The following is a 23876-nucleotide window of genomic DNA, read 5'->3' as shown; positions in this document are numbered from 1 at the left end:
GGATTGATATTTGTTGTTGAAGGGTCAACTTTTTCTGGGGATTTATCTGTAGAATTTTCTGTTTCTGTGATTGAACTTTCTGTTTTGCTGGGGGAAGGTTGAGGTTTTTGAGACTTGGTTGAAATTTTGGGAAGGGGTGATGGAGAAGTTACTTTATTTGGATTGATATTTGTTGTTGAAGGGTCAACTTTTTCTGGGGATTTATCTGTAGAATCTGTAGAAATAGAATTAACTACAACAATTCCAATCAGAATAAATCCACCAATTATGCTACCTGTAATTATTGCTTTTTGCCAGTCTCTCATCCGACTAGCACTTGGTTTGGGAGTAGGAGGATAAGAAACTACAGGTTGAGAAGGGTTTGAAGCTTCTGGTGGAGGCGATGTAACAAGGGTTGGTGCTGGTGAGGGAGCTTCTGAGACAGGTAAAAGGATGGGAGGTGGTGGAGAGGGTACTGTGGGTGCCATGGCAGTTGGGCCAAAATTTAGGGCGTGAAGCATTTCTCCAGCGATGGAGTAGCGATCGCTTGGGTTAGGTTGAATGACTTTATTTAAAATTTCTGTCAGTTGGGGAGTTATATTTGTTGTAAAATTTTCCCAGGGCGAATTTGTTGGTAACTGACTGGGATTTTTTCCTATTAATAAATAAATTACCGTTAATCCCAAACTATATAGATCGCTGGCATAAACTGGATGTCCTGCTGCTTGTTCGGGTGGCATAAATCCTGGAGTTCCTATTATTATGGAGCGAGAGGGATTGCCTTGTGAATTGAAGGTTGTTCCCATTAATTCTTTGACTGCTCCAAAGTCAATTAATACTGGCAACTCGTCTCTTTCTCTCCAGATTATGTTGCCTGGTTTTATATCTCTATGGATGATTCTTTTGCTATGAACATATTCTAAAACAGGGAGTAAACTAACGAGGATTTGTCTGACGGAATTTTCGTTAAAAACTCCTTCTGATTCTAATTTTTTTGTCAGAGTTTCTCCTTCTATCCATTCTTGTACTAGATAGAATTGTCCGTTTTCTGTAAAATATGCGTATAATCGTGGAATCTGATTATTTGTTTCTCCTAGTTCTTCTAAAATAGCCGCTTCTCTTTGAAATCTTTCTTGTACAAGTTGATAAATTTGAGGATTATTTACTATAGGTTTAAGTTGTTTAATAACGCAAAGACGACCGGAGGGCATTTGAGTATCTTGAGCAAGAAATGTTTCACCAAATCCTCCACTTGCTAATGTCTTGATAATTCGATAACGGTTATTTAAAATCTGTTGATTCATATAGGAGTCAGATTTTGGTTGTAAATAAAATCTCTTGGAATTAGGGAATAGGGAAGAGGAATAATAGTTTCAGAGTTTTTGTGTATTTAAAGATATCAAATGCCACTAAAACTAATATTATCAAAAGATTAGAATTTATTGGAAGATTGATTTAGGTCTCGTTCGGCTTGACCGACTAGACCTGTAACAGTACCCCCACTAAATGTCATTGTTTGAGATACAGGTGGAGAGGATAAATTATCTGTATTTTCAGCAGTTTTTGTTTCCTGAATATCAGAATTATTACGTCGAGGTCGATACCAAATCTTTGGGGTTTGTGACTCAGAAATTCCTTCTAAATTCAGAGAAGTACGAGCAAATTCAAAACATTTTTCATAGTTTTTTCCTGCTCCTAATGCTTCGTAAAATGCTGTGGCAAAATTAATTGCTGCTACATCTCCAATTGCTTTATTCATACCAATAACACAGTCAATATGTTGATGAATAACTTCGGCTTGTTGTTCGCTGTAGCAGGCATTAAGAATTACACATTCTACTTGCTGTTGAAACTGTTTAAAAAGTATGGCTAAAGCATCACTACTAACGAGTTTTGTTTTGCCCGAATCATCTTCTAAAATAAGTCCATCACTGCCTGCACCATGACCTGAAAAATGTACAATTGCCCGTTCATTATCTTCTAATTCTAATAATGTTCGTCGTAAATCTTTGACTCGAACCGCTAATTTACTAACTACTTGAAATTCATCTCGTTTTTTTGATTGTTTCAACGCATCGTCAATTTCGTTATGTTCTTTGCCTAAATGTAACTGACTTGAATCTGTAGGATTAGATAAGAAAATGAGTATTTTTTTCATGGTTGTAATTTCCTTTAATTAATATCTCGTAGTAGGGCTTTAGCCCGATTAGATATTTTAATGCTAAACTACAATTACATACAATATGATGTATAGTAGTTCTCTAATTCTATGAGGTATAGTTTTAGATCCCCCCCTGCCTCCAGATCCCCCCTAACCCCCCTTAGTAAGGGGGGAACTGCTTAAAAGGGGGGAGGTTTCAAAGTCCCCCTTTTTAAGGGGGATTTAGGGGGATCATAAATGTACTTCATAACTGTGGGAATTGCTATAATTATTTTAGTCATAAAATCAGTGAGAATTTAGAGCAGTTCCACACTGGGAACAAAAGTTAAATTCAAGTGGATTTTCATGTTGGCAATTGCTACAAATTTTATATGAAACTGCTTCAGTTTCTGATGTTTTAACTTGTTCTGATGGTACAGGATTTAATCCCTCTAAAGTCGGTTTATTTGCTAGGTCTATTAACTGAGAAATTTTAACCTAACTTTCTGGAGTAGTCTCTAGTTCAACTTTAGCAAAATGTTCCAGTAACATCCGGTGAATAAAGATGTAACCACCCCCAACTTTTTGTAGGAATATTAGTTCTGTGGCGTAGTCAAGAAAACGAGCATAATTCCAGGGAGCAACACCTTTTTTGTAAAGCATTGAACGTAAAGTTAGGTGTTGAATGACAGCATATCCACCGCCGAAAGCTAGCCCGATTATTAGACCGAATGGTACAATAAACCATAACCAAAGTCTGTCTATACCATCATTATTGATAAAAATACTATCAGTATTGGTAAAAATACTATTTATTATTTCTATAACTGATAATCCTATTATTCCTGTTGCTATAGATATAAAAAATCCCAATGTCACAGCGTTAGATATTGATTTTATTATTCCTTGATTTGGGACTGTTTTAGTCTCTATATCTGACTTTTTTAATCCTTGAAGAACAGTATATAATATTCCGAAAATCAGCCCTACAATCAGCCCATAATTCAGCACTTCAATCATCCCGAAAGTCAGCCCTACAATCAGCATACTTAGCCCGTCAATCAGCCCTCTAAGCAGTCCGAAAATCAGCCCGTAAATCATCCCGATAATCAGCACGATAATCAGCATACTCAGCCCGATAATCAGTCCTTTTTTTATACTTTTTTTAAATTCTTGACTCGACCATTTTAAGCTTTCAACAGTTTTAATTTCTCCTTCAATCAGCCCGAAAATCAGCCCGAAAATCAGCCCGAAAATCAGTCCGAAAATCAGTCCGAAAGTCAGCCCGAAAGTCATCCCGAAAGTCAGCCCGAAAGCCAACCTCAGTTCCAGCCTGAAATTGTAAACCAAATTGTAAACCAGCCCTCTAACCAGGTTTCCAATTACCCCTCCAATCAGCTTTTCAATCAGCTCTCCAATCCGCCCTCCAATTAGCCCTCCAATTAGCCCTCCAATCAGGCCAAAAGCTATCCCTGAAGCTAATGCACTAACAATGCGATAAAAGATACGTTCACCCTTCTTTTCTAACCAAGTAGGCTGCATTTTCTCAATCAAAAAAACAGTTTGAGACTCCTGTACCATCCGAGTCGCCAACCAAGTCAGCCAATATTTGGTTTGCTCTGGCTTATATTTCATCCTCACAGTTCGCCCATGACGGTGAAACATCTGCTCAATATAAGTATCAAAAAGATGCTTACGACGTTCCTCAATAGAACCTATTTGTGGTAAATTTTCAGCAGATACATCTTTGTAAGCAATGCTGACAATACTGAGCGTTAGGGGAGATTTCATCATCTCTTGCAGAGCTGTATCTTGTTGCAATAAAGTTCGCACACCCTGTAGTTGTGACCCTGCTTTGTCTAAATATTGGTTAACTTGTTCCGATGTCAGAGGTTGAACATAGATAGCACCCCGTAGTTTCAGACGAGTTGAGAGAGCTTCATACTCTTTGATGCGACTACAGACTACCATCTCAACTAACCCATACTCTTGCATAAATTGATTAATTGCCTGGACGCAAGCTTCCCGATGTTTGGCTTTCACTTCATCCAAACCATCCAGCAGAAGTAACAGTTGTTGCTCTTTCACCCATATTTTACCCAGAGATTTAGTTGCACCATAGTTACTCTGAAGTTCATCAACTAACCAGTCAGCTATTTTTTGCTGCTTTTTTGCCCAAGAGGATAAGTTCAAAACAACGGGTATAGGTTGATTCAAATTTTTATCGGTTTCAGCAATTAAATCCTTTGCCAATTTCAATAACACGGTTGTTTTCCCCGCTCCGGGTTCACCTAAAATTAGTAAAGTTCGCCCTTCCCCCAGACGACGGAATGCAGTGGTCATTCCTCCAGTTATAGATACAGGTTGTTCTGACTCTTGAGGGGAAATTTGCACATTACCAAAGGAGGGACGTTCGACTAGATCATCTCGTGTTTCAAGTTCCAGGTCAATCATCGCTCGATGATGCAGAGACCTTTCTAAAACATCTTTTACCCAATATTGTTGAACTTGGTCGAGTAGTTTTTTGCGCCAGCGATATTCTTGTTGAGTTGGTGGTTTGACTTCTCGACGAAACAAAGCAGCAATACTGATGCCTTCATAAACTGTTACAGTCTGAATTAAATCTCGTCCAGCTTGACCAACTTGACCTTCTACGGAGGCAGTACCATCAATATTTATGTGTTTATTGGAATTTGGTTGTTGGGCCATTTCAGTTATCAGTTATCAGTTATCAGTCATAGATGCTTGGTATGAAATGTGAAAATTGAGGTTTTGGTAGTCCTGCATAGTAATGGTATACAGCAAATAAAGAATACCTGGCACGGGAGCAAGATGCTCCCACTGCCTTAAATTAATGTGACAATTTTAAATTAAGATGATTGTTTTTCTACCAGAAATACACATTTTTTAACTCCTGACTCCTGTATCCTGACTACTTCCTCAGCAACACCTCCACTTTTTCTGTCGTCCATTTCTTACTAGCAGAAGTTTTAATCTTCATATTTCTTTGGGGCGAATCTTCATCTACAACTGCTGCTAATAATTCTTCTAAAGCGTTAGTAGGTTGTTGATTACCAAATCCTTTTCGAGATTGGTCTAATGCGGGTAATTCTAATATTTGAAAATTCGTGGCATCCATAGTTGCAAATACCTTAATCACATCTATCCCTTCCTGATAATTTTCTGGCAATGAGATGCTTATTTCCTCTTCAGTTTCTCTTGTTTGACCAGGTTCTACAACATCATAAGGTTTACCTTGAGGATAGAATCTGAGAATACTTAAATCTGCCTGAAGTATTAAAGCTGTAACATTCAAAGTTAGATTAGATTCATTACTAATTCTCAGGTAAACATTTTCTTCTTCTTCCAATTCATAAAGATTATTGTTGTCTGTTTCTAAAGGTAAAAAATCTCTATTTTTTGACTTATTACCCAATTCCAACTTTAATTTTCCGTTGATATCTGGAGCAAATACATCATTATCCAAATCCAAAATACTCTGATATTTAGCAATATGAATTAAGCGATTAATCAACTTTTGACTAGCTTCCGCTTCATCGACTTTTATCGGAAAAATAATATTTTTAACAGGCTGTTTCTCAGCATCCAAAACCAAATATTCTCCAGCAGCATTCAGAGAAACAAAATAATCTACATCCTTATCCGTTTCCGAACAAAATTCTATCCAGCGATTACCTGCAACTTGTTCTTTCTTAGCTGGAATAACATTAGGCAATAACGCCACATTTACACCAGGAATTTCCGGTAACTTTTCTGGCAAAATTATAGCCACTTTCCGAATTTGTTTCACCCCAGGACTGAGAAATACAGCAGGTGAACCTATTTCAATCATTCCTGATTTTAAATCATTATTAATGGTTCTGATATTGTGTAATTCTGTTACTTCTGCCCAACTATCAGATGCTCCTAATTCAACAATTTTGACTGTAGCAACTTTATTTTGGCTGTCTTGAAAATTCCTAGTCCTAAATTTGAAAATCTCAAATTCTGCTCCTTTTTTAAAACCATTAGCTTGACCAACTTGAATTTTGATTCGGTTTTTAGCAACATCTACATCCATTACTGTAGGAGTAGGACTACTAACAACAGATTGACCGCCAAAAAAAGTGCCCTTTGTCTCTCCAATTAACATCGGTGTTTGTCGTTCAAAGCAATTATGAACAAAATTAGAAATCCGATTAAATAGGTCTTCAGTAGAAAGTTCTGTACCAAATTCTTGCAAAGCTTTTAACATAAAATAAGTCAAAGCACCGTTGCGTTCTGTTCCTTCAAAAACATCTTCAAAAGCAAATTCATTATCCCGACAAGCTGCAATTAAAGTATAATCTTGTGGCTCTGGTAACAAACCATTAGCAACAGTAATATTCCGACTATTTGCTGTTAATTTTTCCCAATTTTCTTCTAATTGTTGAAGAGATTCAACTAAACTATCCGTAGGTCGAGAAGTCATATCAATAAAACCTCCAGCACGAACCCGGTCATCTTCCATTTCCCTTGTTGCACCACCGGAATGACAACTATCGAGTACCAGAGTAACAACTAACTCTTTTTCGACCATTTCTTCGAGTAATTTTGCAAATTCTAAATCGCGTAAATACTGTGAATTTGGTTGACCAATATCTGTAGGAACTAACGCTTCATCCAAACCAGAAATACCTTTAATATTGGGAAAAATTGTTTTTGCTCGTCCGCCATGACCGGAATAATGAATATATACTCGGTCTTGAGGTTTTGCTTTAGCTGCTAACTCTTTAAATTTAGCAACAATATTCTGATAGGTTGGCAAAAATTCCTCTGATTCTTTCGGTTGTTTGGGATTATCTGAAGCGGTGGCAGTCAGTTTAATAATTTGGTCAGGACTAAGGTTGAAAGTATTTTTTAAATAGTTTTCAACATGATTAATATCTCGGACACATCCCCGCAAGTTTCTGTAGCTACCACCTTCTAATTTATGGGGAAAATAAAAGTTTATTCCGATAAGTAAGGCATAAAAATCAGGAGTTTCTTTAGGGCTTTCTGGGGATGATATTGTTTGCTCGGATGTATTTCCTCGACTTCCTCTTTCTCGTCTATTTTCAGGTTTCGGTTTGTCTTGAACCGGAGACTTAGTTGAGTGCCAAATATTAGTAGTCAAGCCAATACTTTCTGAGGATTTTGTGAATACTCGAAGTTGATTAATGATTATAGCTAGAACAGCTTCGAGAGATAAAATAGACCAGTTGTTTGAGATTGATAATGTTGTTGAATTCATAGTATTAGTCTATTCGATTTTTTTGTTGTATAGATACAGCATATTCCAAGTATATGAAGTACAGATATTAACAATTAAATCTTTCTAGGCATCTTGCCCACAATTGGTGTACCTCACCAAGGTATAATCCGCTGTATTTGTGACATTTTTTAAGTGAATTGGTATCAGAAGTTTAGTAAGCATTCATCGGATTTTAATCCGATTAGAATCCCCGTGACTTGAGTCCGGGGAGTAGTCAAAATAGTATTATTTCTACAGAATTATAGAACTAGCTATTTTCCATTTACCGTCTATAAATTGCAAATTATAGATGACTGTTAATTGGGATGAACCTGACCTTTGAGTTTCTAATTTATCATTTTTAAAGAGTTGATATTCTTCAGTAACTTTAAGTTGAATGGTGGCTTGATTTCCTTGGGTTGAAAAATATTCAATACTGTCTATTTTTTGAATTCCATACTGATAGTAAGCATTGTTTTCTTTTAACCAGGCGATCGCTCCATTTGAAGAAGCGATTTTATCATATACTTTTCCTGTTGTCAATTCAGCAGCAAGTTTTTGATTATAGGGAGGAGCAAATATATCTTTTTTTGCTTTTAACCAAGTCTGGATTAATTTTTTAGCTTGTGGTTGAGAAATTGATATTACTAATTCTGTGGTAGGTGGTTTGGGAAAGGTTGGTATTTCTAATTGTGGTTGGGCAAATTTAATTAAGGTATTTTTGAGCAAAATACCAATCAAAAAACAACTACCAATAGCGCTGCTAATAACTAGAGTTTTATGCCAATTTTTCCGACTGATAGATAGTTGAGTTGAAGGTAGTTCTAAATGTTTATCTACAGGTGAATCTAAAGTTGTTGTTTTGTCAGAATTATTGATAACTACTAAGGATGGAGATGACTGTTCTGTTTCATTAGTAAAAACCTGAATTGAATCAGGCTGTAAAGCTTCTAACATTTCTCTAGCTGTAGCAAAGCGATCGCTAATATTAGGTTGAACTGCCTTATCTAAAATTCCTGCTAATTTAGGAGTTAAATTATTAGTATGTTGCTGCCAAATAATCTTTCCAGTTTGTAAATCCATTTCTAAATCTTGAGGAACTTTTCCTGTGAGTAGATAAATTCCTGTTATTCCTAAACTATATAAATCGCTTGCATAAACAGGTCGTCCAGCAGCTTGTTCAAAAGCCATATATCCAGGAGTGCCAATCATAATAGAAATAGGTGTATTTTTTTCAGAATTAATTGCTGTAGTAATAGAATCTTTTACTGCCCCAAAATCTATTAAAACTGGCAAATCATCTTCTTGACGCAAAATAATATTTTCCGGCTTAATATCCCGATGAATAATATTTCTGCTATGTATATAGTTAATAACCGATAGTAAACTAATCAGCATTTTCTGAACATAACTATCTGTCATTTTACCTGTAGTTTCTACTATTTTTGCCAGGGTTTCTCCTTCTATCCATTCTTGTATTAAGTAAAATTGACCTGCTGTATCGCTAAAATAAGCATATAATTTAGGTATTTGAGTATTAGTCTCCCCTAATTCTTCCAAAATGGCCGCTTCTCGTTGAAAGCGTTGTAGTACCTCTTGGTAAATATCAGGATTATTTGTAACTACTTTAAGTTGCTTAATTACGCAATAGCGACCAGAAGGCATTTGGGTATCTTGGGCTAAAAAGGTTTCCCCAAATCCACCACTACTGATGGCTCGTATAACTCGATAGCGATTGTTCAAAAATGTAGGTTTCACATCAGTAACTATTACCAATTTCTTCTTGTTTAGGATAACATACTTTTTATTAATGGATAATGGATAATGAATAATGGATAATTAATAATGGATAATGGATAATTACCTATGGTTAAAACTGTACTTAATTTAATTGATAATGAATAATAAATAATGAATATTTGATAATCAAACCATCTATAATTGCCGAAAATTCAAGGTTTAACTCCTCTCTTTTTAAAGATAAAAAAACAAAAAAAATCTTTTAAACAATCCTCTAATTAAAAAGAAGAGGTAATTATTAATTATTAATTATTAATTATTGAAAATCATCTATTGGTAAGCATTTAGCCATTAGCCGTCAGCTATCAGCTATAACCGATACTTGCACATATTTGTAGTCTAAAATTCCTGGTAAAAAAATGAGAAAATTATTAGATTTAACTGTTTTAGCAGTGGCAGTCACTGGCTTCTACACAGTAAATTTTCCTCTGGTGTTAAATAGTTCAATGTCTTTTTTAAGCCTGGTTAATGCTGCTCAAAAAGATGGCAATATTCAGACAAAATATCTTGCTAAGGATCGGGATAATGACAAAATAAAATCTGATGATGAAAAGTTAATTAATCCCCTAGTGTCTATTTCGGAAAAATTATTAAATTTGCATCTAATTCAATTTTCCGATACTACTTTAAAATCCCTAGATTTATCTGGTAATGATTTCTCAAAATTATCTACTTTATCAAAGCGAAATGTTTTAAAAGAATTCCCAGTAGGTCCGTCTCAACCTCCCACAAGACCATTAATTGATATTCACTTAAATAAAAGTCGTCGAGAAAAAGGAATTAATAAAATACCACCGAATAGTATTCAAGAAGACCCCAAGTTTAAACCAGTGATGGAGTATGCCATAAAACAGAATCTTTCTCAACTTTCCATGGCAGAAATTATGCAGGCGATCGCTGATTATTTTATTGGTACTCCCTACAAAGCTGGATTATTAGATAAATCAAATCAAGAGTCTTTAGTTATTACTTTGGATGGATTTGATTGTGTATTATTTGTGGAAACTGTATTGGCAATGGCTAGGGGAATAGCAATGGAAGATTATTCTTATTTGACCTTTATTAATAATATTAGAAACCAGCGATACTGGAAAGGTAAAATGGATGGATATTGCAGCCGTTTACATTATTTTTCTGAATGGATTGCTGATAATCAAAGACGTGGAAATGTTAGAGATATCGGTGTGGAATTAGGCGGTGAAAGGGTAAATAAGCAATTATTTTTTATGAGTAAAAATAGATTGAAGTATCCACAAATTGCTAGGAATGATGCGAACTATCAGTGTATTGTTAGTATGGAAGATAGTATTAGTAAACTGAAAATTAACTACATTCCATACTATAAAATTAGCAGTGTTTATTCTCAGCTAAAACCAGGTGATATTATAGCCGTCGCGACAGAAATTAATGGATTAGATGTGACTCATACTGGCTTAGTTTATCGTAATTCTGATGGTAATATTGGTTTTATTCATGCTTCCCCTGCAGGAAAAGTAACGGTTGCTTATGATTTAGAAAGATATATTTGGAATGTGGAAAGTGCCATTGGTATTTTAGTGGCAAGACCTGTCGATCCAAGGCGTTAAGTTAGAATTCAAAATTCAGAAGTCAGAATTCTGAAGTCATATTAAACTCGGTTTCTTATAACACTCTAAAGCAGGTGTTGCATATTTGCGAGATGAATTAGTGCGAGCATCTTGCTCGCTAGCTTTTTACCTGATAAAATTAGCATCTAATAGACATGTGGTGAAAATTAAAAATCAAATCAATTATCATCCAGAAATTATCAATTACTCCCCTCCTGGGAGCATAGGGGTGGGTTAAGTGTTTCCAGTTAAGTGTTCCCTCTTTTCCGGATATGTCTAATATAAAATCCAGTTGAACAGTTGTCCGCAGCGACGATAGGAAGCAATCTCAGGAGTTGGCGGAGATTGCTTCCTTCCACTCCGTTCCAGTCGCAATGACGTACTTGTAAATTTTTTCACCAACCTACTTATGACTCAAACTTCATTATCAGCAAATTCAGACAGTTTTAACTTCAGCGCTCTAGTTAAAGATGTTAAAGTAGCCTTGATTCTTCAATTAATAGGGTTATTGTTCATCACTTCAAAAGTTAAAAGTCAAAAGTTATCCATTAGGAAATTTAAGCCCTCTTTCTTCTTCCTTCTTCCTTCTTCCCTCTTCCTTCTTGAAAAAATCTTATGACTCAAACTTCATTATCATAGGACTTACGCAGATACCATGTATGTAGTGTTAAAAACTATATTGCTACAGTTTTTGCACTCTATATATAGTGCCCCTGCGTAAGTCCTGTATCAGCAAATTCAGACAGTTTCAACTTCAGTACTCTAATTAAAGATGTTAAAGTAGCCTTGATTATTCAATTAATAGGGTTATTGTTCATCACTTCAAAAGTTAAAAGTCAAAAGTTATCCATTAGGAAATTTAAGCCCTCTTCCTTCTTCCTTCTTCCTTCTTCCTTCTTGAAAAAATCTTATGACTCAAACTTCATTATCAGCAAATTCAGACAGTTTCAATTTCAGCACTCTAGTTAAAGATGTTAAAGTAGCCTTGATTATTCAATTAATAGGGTTACTGCTAATCTACTTAGTTAAAGTATTTCTAGCCCGATGGATGGGCAAAACCGAGTACGGAATTTATGAATATGTCATCTCTTGGTCATTACTCTTAGCAATTCCAGCAGGATTGGGTTTCCCTCGCACCGTATTGCGCTTAATTTCCGAATACCGAGTTAAGCAAGATTGGGGGCGTTTGGGCGGTATTATCCGTGGTAGCTTATTACTGACCATATTGAATAGTATCTTGTTGTGCTTAGTCTCCACGGGTCTAATTTTATTGCTCAATCATTATCACAACTTTGCCTACGCAAAACCACTTCTAATCGGGATTTGGTTAGTGCCACTACAAGCTTTAGTCCAATTATTTTTGGAAACAGCTAGAGCAATGAAAGATGTAACTTTAGCCTATGCACCCTCCCTAGTAATATGGCCAATATTATTGCTGTCAGGAGGATTATTCTTTTGGCAAAGAAACCACGCACTCCGCAGCATCACAACTATCGAAATAGCAATGGTAATGTTGGCGATCGCCCTATCATTCCAGTTGTGGTTGTTGTGGGGCAAATTGAATACAGAAGTTGAGCAGACTACTCCCATCTATAACTACCGGGAATGGATAAGTATCGCCCTAGTTTTGTTATTACAAGCGGGATTTAGGGAGATTTTGAATCAAACAGATATTGTGATGGTGGGTTCGGTAATTGGAGCTGAAGAGGCGGGGATTTACAGCGCGGCGGTGAAGACTGCTGAATGGGTAGCTTTCTCTTTGCAAACTGTTAATATCGTAGTCGCTCCTGTTTTTACTACCCTGTATGTGCAAGGCGATCGCCAGGAGTTACAAAAGCTGGTCTCTAAAGTAACTGTCTGGATGTTCTGGTCTTCCCTAGCTGTTGCTGCTATCTTGATTATTTTCGCCCAACCTGTGATGGGGCTTTTTGGGTCAGATTTTGTTGTTGCTCACTGGCAGTTAAAGATTTTGGTTTTAGGACAGTTAGTGAATGCTTTATGTGGCTCTGTGGGTTTCTTGTTGATTATGACAGGTCATCAAAATAAAGCGGTTTTTATTTATGGTTATGCTGCTTTAAGTAATATTGTTTTGAATGGAGTATTAATTCCTATATTTGGTTCCATTGGAGCAGCGATCGCTACTAGCTTGACGATGGCTATGTGGAATGTCTGGCTTAGTTTTCTAGTGATTAAGTATTTGGGTATTTACCCTTCGGTTTTTTATAGTTTTTTTGCTAACAGGGGTTAACTGCTGTTAATATTATGTTCGGATAATCACTTATAATAAAGTATATGGTTTGTAGTAGGGCTGAAGCCCTACTACGAACTTTAATTATAATAACTATTTAACCGAAACGGTGTGATCTGGCGCTAATGGTGTCTCTGTATTTGATATAGTTACTGGGGTAGCCTGTTTTTTGGGAATAACTGTTAGAGTCAAGTTTTTTTCTAAAGCTAATTCAACTTTCGGCTTATTGTCCTGATGAACAGTGAGATAATCGGTGTAGAATAATTCTGTATTCTGTTTTAAGCGCTTGACCAAGGCGTTAAAATAGCGCTCTGAAACCGGCAACGTAATATCAGAGGGGCCTATGGATAGATGGTCGTCAGGAGCTTTGCCTTTTTCAATAGCAATAATACTTTCACCTGAACGATAAAGTTGTCTATTGTTTCCTTCTTGTTGCCAAAATTGATGGTTGTAGGCATTCTCTAATTGTTTGATAAACTTACTAGGATTTTCACCCACATAAGTTACGATTGGTGGATAAACAGTCTTTTGCATATTACTTCTCATTCACAGGACTTACGCAGAACTACCATATCTAGTAGGGTCGAACGGCCGTTCGCCCCTACAGATAGTGTATAACTTAATATTTTGCCTAAGTCCTGATTCATAGGTTTAAAGATTTAATTTCTACAATTGTAGTCGTAAGCATCCACCACTGCAAAAGAATCTCCGAATAATTCTGAGTTTGGCTTTTCTTCCCCCAAAACAGTTTTCGTTTTCCCATTGAAAATCCTCTCTAGCAGGGAATTAATTTCTGGGGTTGGGTTTTTGTGCTGATGGAAACTCGCGATCGCGTAGGCAACAAAAGGATGAATATCTCCTAATTTCAAAGTTTCGCTGCCTGCCACAGTCTCCTCTAGTTGTTGCGAAGATGGCATAGCAGCATTTTCGGGTGCGTAGAGCATATCGAGGTACAGGGGTATCAGTCGCAAAATCAGCTCTTGTGACTGAGGTGAAAAGGCGTAGGTCGCGATAGCTTCCCCAGGAACTAACAGCTCTATTTCATTGCTATTGCGTATTTTTATTGTTGCAGAAGGGTAGGAAGCTACTATGTTATTAAAGACCTTGTTTTGAGACTGCACCATTAAATTGCGATTGAGCCTCTCAACATTATCAATTTCAAAACCTAATTGCTCAATTGTTTTGCCAATTGCATATTCAGGATTTTGCCTAAGTTCTATTAAATCCAGAACTGCCAGTTTTTTTGAACTTCCAGCAATCCTAGATTGCAACAAATTCCAATCTCTGATTAAATTCTGCCATATCTGCAAATTATAACTAATAATTGTACCCGAAGGCCCTCCAGGTCGGAAGCTTTGGATGTCTAAGGCTTCTGTTGTTTGGGCTTTTTCCAGGACTTTGTAAGGATTGGTCATCAATAAGCCATTGCCCTTGTATGCTAAGTCAGTCAAGAAGGATAACCATGATAAGTGTTGTAAGTGAGGCTCCCGGATTGTAAACAGAAACTTTTCAGGAATCTGAATCCATTGCTCCCAAATTTGGGAATGAAAGAAACGAGTAGTTTCTTTGACACAAATTGTAGCGTGGTTTTTCTGCTGGAGAATTTCTTTTATCTGCTCAACAATCAAGCCGCAACCCATTTCATAGATGTCAGCATCAAAGGGCTGTTTATTAGGTCTGAGGATACCTCCCAGTTTTTTATTCAGACGTAAAAAAGGTTGATGGATTGCTCTATCCGCCAATTTTGAAAAAATCACTTCGGCCAGCGTAGATCCACTTCTATCAGTTCCGTGAATGTAAAATATGGTCGCTTTACCTTGGCTGACAAGCTGTTTTAATCTTGATTCGCTCATAAAAAAATTTTGTTTGTAGTAGGGCTTTAGCCCTATCTATAGTTCGGGCTAAAGCCCTACTACGAACTTTAATTATAACTATTTAACCGTACATAATATAAAATCTAAAAGCGTTAATACTTCAAGGGATTGAAATCTGGTAGATACAGAGGTGTTCGGTAGATACATTCCTATATTTATAAATGACAAATAGTTGTCTTTATTTATTTATTCTTCCCTATTCCCTATTCCCTATAGCAATCCTAAATAGGTTGCGGGTAATTAAAAAGTAAATAAAAAAGTTGAAACTCTTACCTGTTGCCTGTTGCCTGTTGCCTAAAAAGTAGTAAGATTTTTGCCACGAATAAAATAGGATTGCTATATCTCCTTTTTATATTTCCTAATACATTCAATCTCTAAGATTTTTTTCAGAAATTTTTGTAATAGTATTAATCTTACTTTTGACTTATCTAGATTCTTATTTTTTCCCATTTTCAATAATTTCACTCTGAGAAGTTTTAGTTTTTCTCTCAGGATTAGCTGTTAATTCTGGAGGCAATAACTCAACAGTACCCCACTTGTTCAACATATCTCTTAGTAAAATTTCTTGTTGATTTCTTAATTGAGTTACACTAGCTCCTTTATTCAGAATTGTAAACCAAACAACACCCTTTTCTTTTGTTGGTAAAGCTCCTGCTAAAGCACTAACATAATCGAGAGTTCCAGACTTAACTACTGCAAAATTTGGAAGCTGTTTACGTTCATCTAAAATACCTTTATCTTTGCCAACCATAACAAATACATCTGCCACACTCATATTGTATTGCTGAAGATATTTATTAATTGCTAGAAACATTCCCGTAGCAGCGCGAGGAGAAATGCGATTTTCCTCCCCTAAACCAGAACCATTAATTAATTGAATTTCCTGTTTTGGTACTCCGATAAATTCAGCAGCTTTTGTCGCAACTACTTGATAACCTCCCACAGCTTCAGCTAACATATCTGCCATTAAATTATTGCTATATTGATTCATTTTCTTCACCAGTTCAGCTAGGGGAAAAGAATAATGCCTAATTAATAGTTTTATATTTTCAGGAGGAGTGGGAGAAACTTCTACAACACCATCAATTATTACTTGAGGTTTTGGCGTACCTGGAGGTAAAGTTTCATATTGACTTAAAGCTTCTCCCGGCCAAATTTGACTGTTCAATCCTTGTTTAAGAAAATTACCAGCAGTCTGAGGATTAGATTCAAAGTTCATGTAAAATTTACCAGTAATAATTAGATTCCCAGTAACTCTTTGAATCCCTATTTTATTTAATAAATTTCCAATAGCGATCGCTTCTTCCCAAACAAAAAATGAGTCTTCTCCTCCTTGAATGACTAAATCTCCATTTAATACACCATTTTCAATTTTTCCTGTTGTACCAATTAATGTGATAAATTGATGGTCGGGATTAAAAGTTTCTAAGGCAACTAAAGAAGTTGCTACTTTAGTAATTGAGGCTGCTGGTAAAGGAATTGTACCTTGATAATTTGCTAATAAAGTATCATTTGATTGTATCCAAATTCCTTGATTTTGTTGAGAAAATCCTTGATTTGCTAATGTAGTGAGATATGTTTGTACTTGAGTAGAAGCTATTTTTTCTGGATTATTTGGAGATAATGTCAAAGGTTTTTGAGGAATTTCAATTGATACTTGTGGGGAAGGAGTTGTTTCGGGACTCGGAGATGTTATTTCCGGTTCAGGAGATTGACATCCAGTTAGATATAAGGATATACACAGAGTAGTTATAGATAGTTTTTTTTGCATTAGTTTCATCTAGAATTATTGTGGTAAAAATTCAGTAAATGTAGGTTGGGTTGAGGAACCGAAACCCAACACAAATCAGTTATCAGTTATCAGTTATCAATTAAGTAAACATGATATATAGCTTTTCTCTCTCTTGGTGAGATATACAAATTTTGAATTTTAGGTAATAGGCGATCGGGAAAAGAAAAAAAATGCTGTAGTAAGCATTCAGCAGTCAGCTAGCCTCCTGGGTCGTAACTGCGAACTTCAGCTATCAGCTATTTTTTAGTTTTAGATAAAAGCTTTATTAATTAAGCCAGAATTAAATCTGACTACAAAAGCCAACTTTAAAGTATATATTAATTTAAACTCCCTCCTTAATATTTGGACTTATTGCTGAGAGCTTACAGCTAATAGCTGAATGCTTACATTCTGTATTTCATTAATATCAAAACTACTATAACATAATTAAGTTATCAGTTGTCAATTAAGTAAACATGATATATAGCTTTTCTCCCTCTTGGTGAGATATACAAATTTTGAATTTTAGGTAAGCTGATAAGTATAGCAATCCTAAATGATTTGTGAGAATTTTTATAATAGTTAATATTGATGAAAAACCTTGAAAATTGTGACTCCTGACTCCTGAATGATGACTCCTAACTATCACAGAAATACTACAATTGAAATAGGATTGCTATATCAATCTTTGATAATTTAATAATTTAGTTAATCTCTCATTATTTTTCGGTAAAAAATAATCTCAGGTTTCTCCTAAAATTAAGATAATATATAACTACAAAAAAGTCTTATGAAATTGATGAGATTGAAATCCTTTACAGTCAATAATTTTAACTTAATCTAATAGCTGAAAGCTGAGAGTTTCAAGCTATAAATAGCACTACAAAAAAGTGTTATGACATTGATAAAATTGAAATTATTTACAGTCAATAGTTTGGACTTAAGCTGATAGCTAAATGCTGATAGCTTCAAGCTATAAATGGTAGATTAAACTAGAAAAATTTACCCACTTCTGATTAAATATAAATAGTTTTTGTCAATCTGTGCCAAAAAATCTAAAATCTAATATTATTATGAGTAACAAAACAGGGCAAACTACCCTTTTAAATAGTAATCCCTATATAGAATTAAATAATCAAGGCCAAATTATCACTCTCCAACTGACACAAGACCATCATATACTAGGACGCGATCGCCTCCGTGCCGATCTAGTAGTACCTTCAGATTGGTTAGTTATCTCTAGTTATCACGCCATCATCCAGAAAGTTGACGATCGCTACCATATTTATGATGGTGATAGTCATCGAGCAAGCACTAACGGATTATTTCTCGACCGCACCCGCATTACTCCATCTGAAGGTCATCTGCTCCAAAATGGTATAGAAATCAAAATCGGTCTCGACCCCCAAAACCAAATCCTACTCAAATATTTTGAACCAAATAATCCTGTAGCTATAGCATCTTTGCCAAAAACGCGTTCAATATCTTTGCAAGATAGATCGGTGTTACTTGGTCGCGATCCTGATGCCAATCTAGAATTAGATGCTGCCATTGTTTCCCGTCGTCATGCCACTATTGAACCGAATGGTCAAGGTAATTACATTTTACGGGATTATAGTACAAATGGCGTTTTTGTCAATGAGGTGCGGGTTAAAAATTCTATTGCTGTGACTGACGGAGCGGTAATTAAAATCGGACCTTTTACCCTCATTCGTCGAGGCGATAATTTGGAAGTCTTCGACCCTGGTAACCAAATTCGTCTTGATGCCGATCGCCTCTACAGAATAGTCAGAGACCAACGGGGAAAAACGCGAGTTTTGCTAAACGATCTCTCTTTCGCGATCGAACCGGGGCAGTTTGTTGCTTTAGTGGGAGGAAGTGGAACTGGGAAATCTACTTTGATGCGAACATTATTAGGAATAGACCCTACAACTAAAGGCAAAGTTTATATTAATGGTGAAGATTTAAGGAATAATTTTAATATTTATCGGACTCAAATTGGTTATGTTCCTCAAGACGATATTATTCATCCGGAATTAACAGTATCGGAAGTTTTAACTTATGCTGCAAAATTGCGCTTACCTCCAGATATTAATGTTAAAGAAGTAGTCGAAAAAACCATCGAACAAATAGAAATGACAGAAAGAAGAAATGTATTAGTTAGTCAGTTAAGTGGAGGACAAAGAAAAAGGGTAAGTATTGGCGTGGAATTATTAGCAGATCCGAAATTATTTTTCTTAGATGAACCGACATCTGGACTCGACCCTGGTTTAGATAAAAAAATGATGCAACTATTAAGAAAGTTGGCAAATCAAGGACGAACAATTATCTTAGTTACCCATGCCACAGCTAATATTAGAATTTGCGATAGGGTAGTCTTTTTAGGTAGAGGTGGGCGGTTATGTTACTTTGGTTCTTCTAGAGAAGCTCTAACTTTTTTCTCTGTAAATACTGGTGACTTTGCCGATATTTACAATGAACTAGAAACCAGTGATGAAAATGTCAATGAATGGGTAAATAATTTTCGTCAATCAGAATATTATCGGCATTATATTTCCAATCATCTGAGTATTGATAATTTAAAACCTCCTACTAACTTACCTCCCAAACAACAACCAGCTTCTTTTTGGCAACAACTATTTATTTTAATCCAACGATATTTGAAATTAATTTTCCGCGACCCGATTAATTTAGGTTTAGCTTTATTAACTGCTCCTATTGGCATTGGTCTAATTTTATTTGCAGTTAGAGATAAAAATCCATTAGTTGGCGACCCAGAACCTACTTTAGCTCCTTTAGCTTTGCGAGTATTATTTGTATTTACTTGTGCCTGTTTATGGGTTGGTCTTTCTAGTTCTCTGCAAGAAATAGTCAAAGAATCGGCTATTTATATTCGAGAAAGATTAGTGAATTTAGGATTATTTGCTTATCTAGGTTCAAAAGTAATAGTTTTGGGATTATTAGCAATTTTCCAAACTCTATTAATAGCAGGAGTAATTATCCTAGGATTTGAAAATCCACAGCCCGAATTAATTTCATGGCCGATAGGAGTTAGTATTACTACCTTTTTAACTTTAATAAGTTGTATTAGTCTGGGATTAATGATTTCCTCTATTGTTAAAAATGGTTCTCAAGCTAATAGTGCTTTACCTTTAATATTGCTGCCTCAGATTATTTTTTCTGGTGTTTTATTTGAAATGACAGGTATAGCTAGTAAATTTTCTTGGGTAATGTTAAGTCGTTGGTCTGTAGCTGCCTATGGCGCACTGGTAAATGTAAATGAAATGGTGCCCGAAGCAACTAGATTACCAGACGGAAGTACCGTTCCATTACCATTTTCTGGTTCAGATGTTTATAATCTTAACTGGGAAAATTTAGGTTTAAGTTGGGGGGTTTTATGTTTACATTCGCTGATTTATTTAGGTTTAACTATTTGGTTTCAGAAACGAAAAGATATTATTTAATAATGGATAATTGATAATTAAAGATAGTTGGTTTAGTAGGGTGTGTTTCGCTGCGCGACATGAAAAGGCGCTAGCCGTAACGCACTACCATTAATTTAAAAATCACATCAAGAATGGGTTATCAAGTAATCTGTGAAGTGGGTTATACTTCCCTGGAAAATGGTGCGTTACGCTCCGCTAACACACCCTACTGGTTTGTTTCATTAGTTCTGAAGGGTTGTAATTTGTCACAACAACTTATTATTTATAATTTAATAATTTGCTTACCCATCAAAATTAATGAAAAGGACTACTACTGGACTGAGACGTTTCAAACCTCAAAGTTCTCACTTTAAACCTCAAGCGAGGGGGTTCCACATTAAAGAATGATAATAGATTTTAAACTCTACATATACTGAGGAAAGAATTCTCCAAAAATATCTACTTTCAGATTTCATCATTCCTGATTGTGCAACGCCCAAGCGAGAAGTTTTAAAGAACAACCGAAACGTTTCAAACCAAACCATAATAAGGTTTAGTTGGGTTTCACTGCTCGTTCTACCCAACCTACTTCTACTTCCCACGCTCCCTAACCTAAATTTTTAGCCGTTTCACTCCAGTAGTCCAAATAACAATCAATTCAATACTCCCATAAAAAACGGACGAAATAACTCACAACACAGACTTGCCCGATCGCCTTCCAAATGAACCAACCCCATATTTTGCAACTGATAACCAAGGGATAGTTTTATTTCTATGGGTTTGGGGTTGTTCACCATTTCAGTAAAAATAGGCAATAATTCATCGTAGCGTTGCAGGTTCCACCATTGTTGTTGTAGATGTTCTGCATAAAGAGCAGTCGCACTACCAGAATTTTCTAAAAGTTCTTCCAGGGTTATTGTCTGTTGCTGTAGGTAATAAAACGCCAACTGCAAGCGATAGGGATGTCCGCCCAGAAGGGTAATTAGTTGCTGGATTTGTTGTTCGGTTATTTCTTGTTCGTACCGCCGTGCTAGATCCTGGACTTGAGCTGGGGTAAATTCAGGTAAATTGATGACTAACCCAGTATTCAACAGGGAAGGATTAATTGAGGAAGGCATCATAATTTCAGTAGAATGAGCTATCATCAGTCGGAGTTTGTGCCAAGCATTACTGTCTGCTACCCTTGCTTTTGCTTGCTCAGACCAGGTTCGCAGAAGCTGGAGAAATTCACGAGCAACATCTGGGTAGGCAAAAAGCTGATTGAGTTCATCAATAGCTATTACCAGAGGTCGGTCTAGGTTGGCTAAGATAACATCATTGAAGTAGTCGGTGGCGGTTGATTTGCTACTCAGGGAGTTATCCCAACAGTCGGCTATCCGCTCATGCGCCATCGCCTATGGCGATGGCGCATTGGGAAATTCTAATTCCTTGCTAACTCTAGCACAAAACCATTGTAGGAAGCGTTTTAAGTTCTGTAAAATCTCAGCATCGGCGAGTTGTAAGTTCAGAGAAACGATTTGATACCCCAGGGATTTAGCAAAAGCCAGGATGCGACTTATTAGGGAGGTTTTGCCCATTTGCTTGGGAGCGCGGATGTTGAGCAGTTTACCGGGTTCCTGGATGGCTTCGTAACAGAGGGATTCGATGATGGGACGGTCAATGTAAAAGATAGAATCTAGAGGCATCTGTCCTCCCGGTGCGGTTGGAGGACGAGGTTGCAGATTGTCTTGTGGTTGAACCATTTTTTTTGTTTGGGGGGTATTGTTGCGATTGCCTTTCAGAATCTCGAAAGGAGAATCCCCGGCTAGATCAAGCTCCGAGCAAGTTTCAGCAAGGGGTATTGAGTTAATCTCGGCCAGATTATCTTGATTCGACTTCAGATAGATATAATCGTCCCTTAATAAGGTCAAATTAAAGGCATGGAAGCAGCACTTTAAGGTTCGTTTATCAACTCCTGATGAGCAGGTAAAGACTTTGCTGAGGGTATTGGAGGTTAAGCCTGTTTCCTCACTGAGAGATTCCAGGGTGTATCGCTTAAAGTTTTGCTCAATTTCTGCCTCAGCTTTTGCCTGATTGAGCTTCCTTAAGCCTTGAATAGTTAAGGTTACACCTCGTCGGCGTGCATGGTTGTTCATTGTTATTATATTAATAAATTTTATAGTTTATCTGAAAAAGTGAATATGTACCCCAGGGCTATTTCGTTCTAATTTCTGACTTTTTGTGTAAACCACGAAAATATCCCTTGTCAAGGATTGAAGGTTATATCAACCAATCTCTAAAAGCTAGTAAAATCCTCACTTGATTCTAGAATGAAATAGCCTTGATATTTACCCTGTAGCTATTATACAATATTGGGTCAAATAATCCGACAAAACTATGTATGTAGGACATTAGGAATTTGTAGTAAATATTTATCCTTTTGTAACTAATATTTATCTAAATGGTATTATAGACCTAACTTTTAGGATGTAAATTCCTGAGAATATTGGAATTTAGATTGTGTGTAGATATGTGAAAAATTTAGTCTTTTTGTTAAGTATGAAATGGGAAGTACAGTGCTTAACTTTTAAGTTGGCAATTTTTCCAAAGTTAAGCAATTTTATCCCCAATGGTGCCCAGGTTCTTAAGTTTCTAATTTCAGAAATCAAGATTAGAATTTGCTTTTAGGAATTGCTAGCGCTAAACCCTTAACTTTTTTCTTAAAATTGCAATCTTTGGTGGTATTTACGGCAGAAAGTCAGCACTATAAAAAAAAGTCAGAATTATTCTATAAAATAAATAGAGGATAACTTTAATGCCTGCAATTGATACCACACCATCTAGAGTCGCAACTACTGCTTTACAAGGTATTCCCTTCTCCTCATTGATTGGGGGACCTTTAGGGGCTGCTGTTGATGCCCAAGCACAGTCTGCACAGACAACCATAGAATTCATCAATAAATTTGGAATGACAGGACCACCGGATAATCCAAAAGCCATGCAAGTGGAGTTTGTCTATTACGCTGATGGACGAGAAGCGAAACTGATTGTCCCGCTTCTGACAATTCTACCTATTCCATACTTGTCTGTAGACTCAGTTGACATTAACTTTAAAGCAAGTATCAATGCGTCTTCATCAACCTATCAAGAAAAGACAACTGAAGAAGAAACCAAAGCTGCCGGGAGCGCAGATGTCAAGGTTGGATGGGGGCTATTTTCTGCTAAAGTTCATATGGAAGCGAGTTACTCCAGCAAAAAGGATTCCAAAGCGACGCAAGAGTCAAAATACTCAGTTGAGTACACAATGGATGTTCATGTTCATGCTGGTCAGGAGGATATGCCTGCTGGTTTGGCGAAAGTTCTGAACATTCTAGGTGATAGTATCACGCCAACTGCCAACAAAGCAAATATACAAGTAGTTCCTGCAACGTTAGTAGCTGATAGCATCAACGATACCACAAGCACGCAAAACTTGCTTGTTACAGCTATCTTATTTGATGAAAAAGCTATGCGTGCTGAAGGTAAAGAGATTAAGGTTACTATTGAGGGTGCTTCCAATCCTGCTGTTACAGTTGCCCCCGATACCGTTTCAACCGATGAAGATGGTACCGCAGAGTTTACAATTACAATTGCAGCGGCGACGGCTGGTACTCAACCAGTGACGCGAGTGAAACTCTCGTTTGAGTCTAAAGATCCAGCTGCTAAGAAGAAGGCTACTTTGATTATTCCCGAATTTACTGTTGCTTAACTAGGTTATTGATAAGCAGCCATCTAGATTAAGGCTTAAATAGATGTCTGCTTC

At 36.4% G+C, this 23876-nt stretch carries 13 protein-coding genes and 1 pseudogene; 4 read left to right on the top strand and 10 right to left on the bottom strand.

Translation table 11 applies throughout. The features are described 5' to 3' along the window. From ACP6PM_RS18090 to ACP6PM_RS18065, 6 genes are all read right to left on the bottom strand, one after another. A partial coding sequence (locus ACP6PM_RS18090) for a protein kinase domain-containing protein (RefSeq protein WP_426587010.1) occupies positions 1–1283 on the bottom strand: 1283 nt, incomplete at its 3' end. A 128-nt stretch (positions 1284–1411) separates the two neighbouring features. After that, on the bottom strand, positions 1412–2137 hold the full coding sequence (locus ACP6PM_RS18085; protein WP_426587008.1) for a CHAT domain-containing protein: 726 nt from the start codon (positions 2135–2137) through the stop codon (positions 1412–1414). A gap of 288 nt (positions 2138–2425) precedes the next feature. After that, positions 2426–2506, bottom strand: coding sequence for a zinc-ribbon domain-containing protein (locus tag ACP6PM_RS18080; RefSeq protein WP_426587042.1), 81 nt, complete (start codon positions 2504–2506; stop codon positions 2426–2428). A gap of 111 nt (positions 2507–2617) precedes the next feature. Further along, on the bottom strand, positions 2618–4828 hold the full coding sequence (locus tag ACP6PM_RS18075; RefSeq protein ID WP_426587007.1) for an NACHT domain-containing protein: 2211 nt from the start codon (positions 4826–4828) through the stop codon (positions 2618–2620). A 223-nt stretch (positions 4829–5051) separates the two neighbouring features. Then, on the bottom strand, positions 5052–7391 hold the full coding sequence (locus ACP6PM_RS18070) for a caspase family protein (RefSeq protein ID WP_426587006.1): 2340 nt from the start codon (positions 7389–7391) through the stop codon (positions 5052–5054). Positions 7392–7643: 252 nt separating this feature from the next. Further along, positions 7644–9167 (bottom strand): protein kinase domain-containing protein, encoded by a 1524-nt coding sequence (locus ACP6PM_RS18065; protein ID WP_426587004.1) that lies wholly within the window; start codon positions 9165–9167, stop codon positions 7644–7646. Between the two features lie 383 nt (positions 9168–9550). Here ACP6PM_RS18065 and ACP6PM_RS18060 point away from each other — a divergent pair, with 383 nt between their 5' ends. Beyond that, complete coding sequence (locus ACP6PM_RS18060) at positions 9551–10777, top strand: DUF1460 domain-containing protein (RefSeq protein WP_426587002.1); 1227 nt, start codon at positions 9551–9553, stop codon at positions 10775–10777. A gap of 910 nt (positions 10778–11687) precedes the next feature. Further along, entirely contained in the window at positions 11688–13025 is a 1338-nt protein-coding gene (locus tag ACP6PM_RS18055; protein ID WP_426587000.1) for a flippase, read from the top strand. A gap of 93 nt (positions 13026–13118) precedes the next feature. Here ACP6PM_RS18055 and ACP6PM_RS18050 read toward each other — a convergent pair whose 3' ends face one another. From ACP6PM_RS18050 to ACP6PM_RS18040, 3 genes are all read right to left on the bottom strand, one after another. Further along, the gene (locus ACP6PM_RS18050; RefSeq protein WP_426586998.1) at positions 13119–13571 is read right to left on the bottom strand and encodes a hypothetical protein; all 453 of its coding nucleotides are present in this window, start codon (positions 13569–13571) and stop codon (positions 13119–13121) included. Positions 13572–13684: 113 nt separating this feature from the next. Further along, positions 13685–14878 (bottom strand): hypothetical protein, encoded by a 1194-nt coding sequence (locus tag ACP6PM_RS18045; protein WP_426586996.1) that lies wholly within the window; start codon positions 14876–14878, stop codon positions 13685–13687. A 457-nt stretch (positions 14879–15335) separates the two neighbouring features. Beyond that, the gene (locus ACP6PM_RS18040; protein ID WP_426586995.1) at positions 15336–16670 is read right to left on the bottom strand and encodes a D-alanyl-D-alanine carboxypeptidase; all 1335 of its coding nucleotides are present in this window, start codon (positions 16668–16670) and stop codon (positions 15336–15338) included. A 1073-nt stretch (positions 16671–17743) separates the two neighbouring features. Here ACP6PM_RS18040 and ACP6PM_RS18035 point away from each other — a divergent pair. Next, the gene (locus ACP6PM_RS18035) at positions 17744–20134 is read left to right on the top strand and encodes an ATP-binding cassette domain-containing protein (protein WP_426586993.1); all 2391 of its coding nucleotides are present in this window, start codon (positions 17744–17746) and stop codon (positions 20132–20134) included. A gap of 614 nt (positions 20135–20748) precedes the next feature. Here the strand turns inward: ACP6PM_RS18035 and ACP6PM_RS18030 are convergent. After that, positions 20749–21780, bottom strand: a pseudogene (locus ACP6PM_RS18030) (AAA-like domain-containing protein). A 1109-nt stretch (positions 21781–22889) separates the two neighbouring features. On the opposite strand from ACP6PM_RS18030, the gene ACP6PM_RS18025 reads away from it, so the two are divergent. After that, the gene (locus ACP6PM_RS18025) at positions 22890–23822 is read left to right on the top strand and encodes a DUF2589 domain-containing protein (RefSeq protein ID WP_426586991.1); all 933 of its coding nucleotides are present in this window, start codon (positions 22890–22892) and stop codon (positions 23820–23822) included. Positions 23823–23876: the final 54 nt, after the last annotated feature.

The organism is Dapis brunnea BLCC-M229, from assembly GCF_050015995.1.
GTDB lineage: Bacteria > Cyanobacteriota > Cyanobacteriia > Cyanobacteriales > Microcoleaceae > Trichodesmium.
The sequence above is the reverse complement of the archived record's forward strand: the minus strand, read 5'-3'. Positions and strand labels throughout refer to the sequence as shown.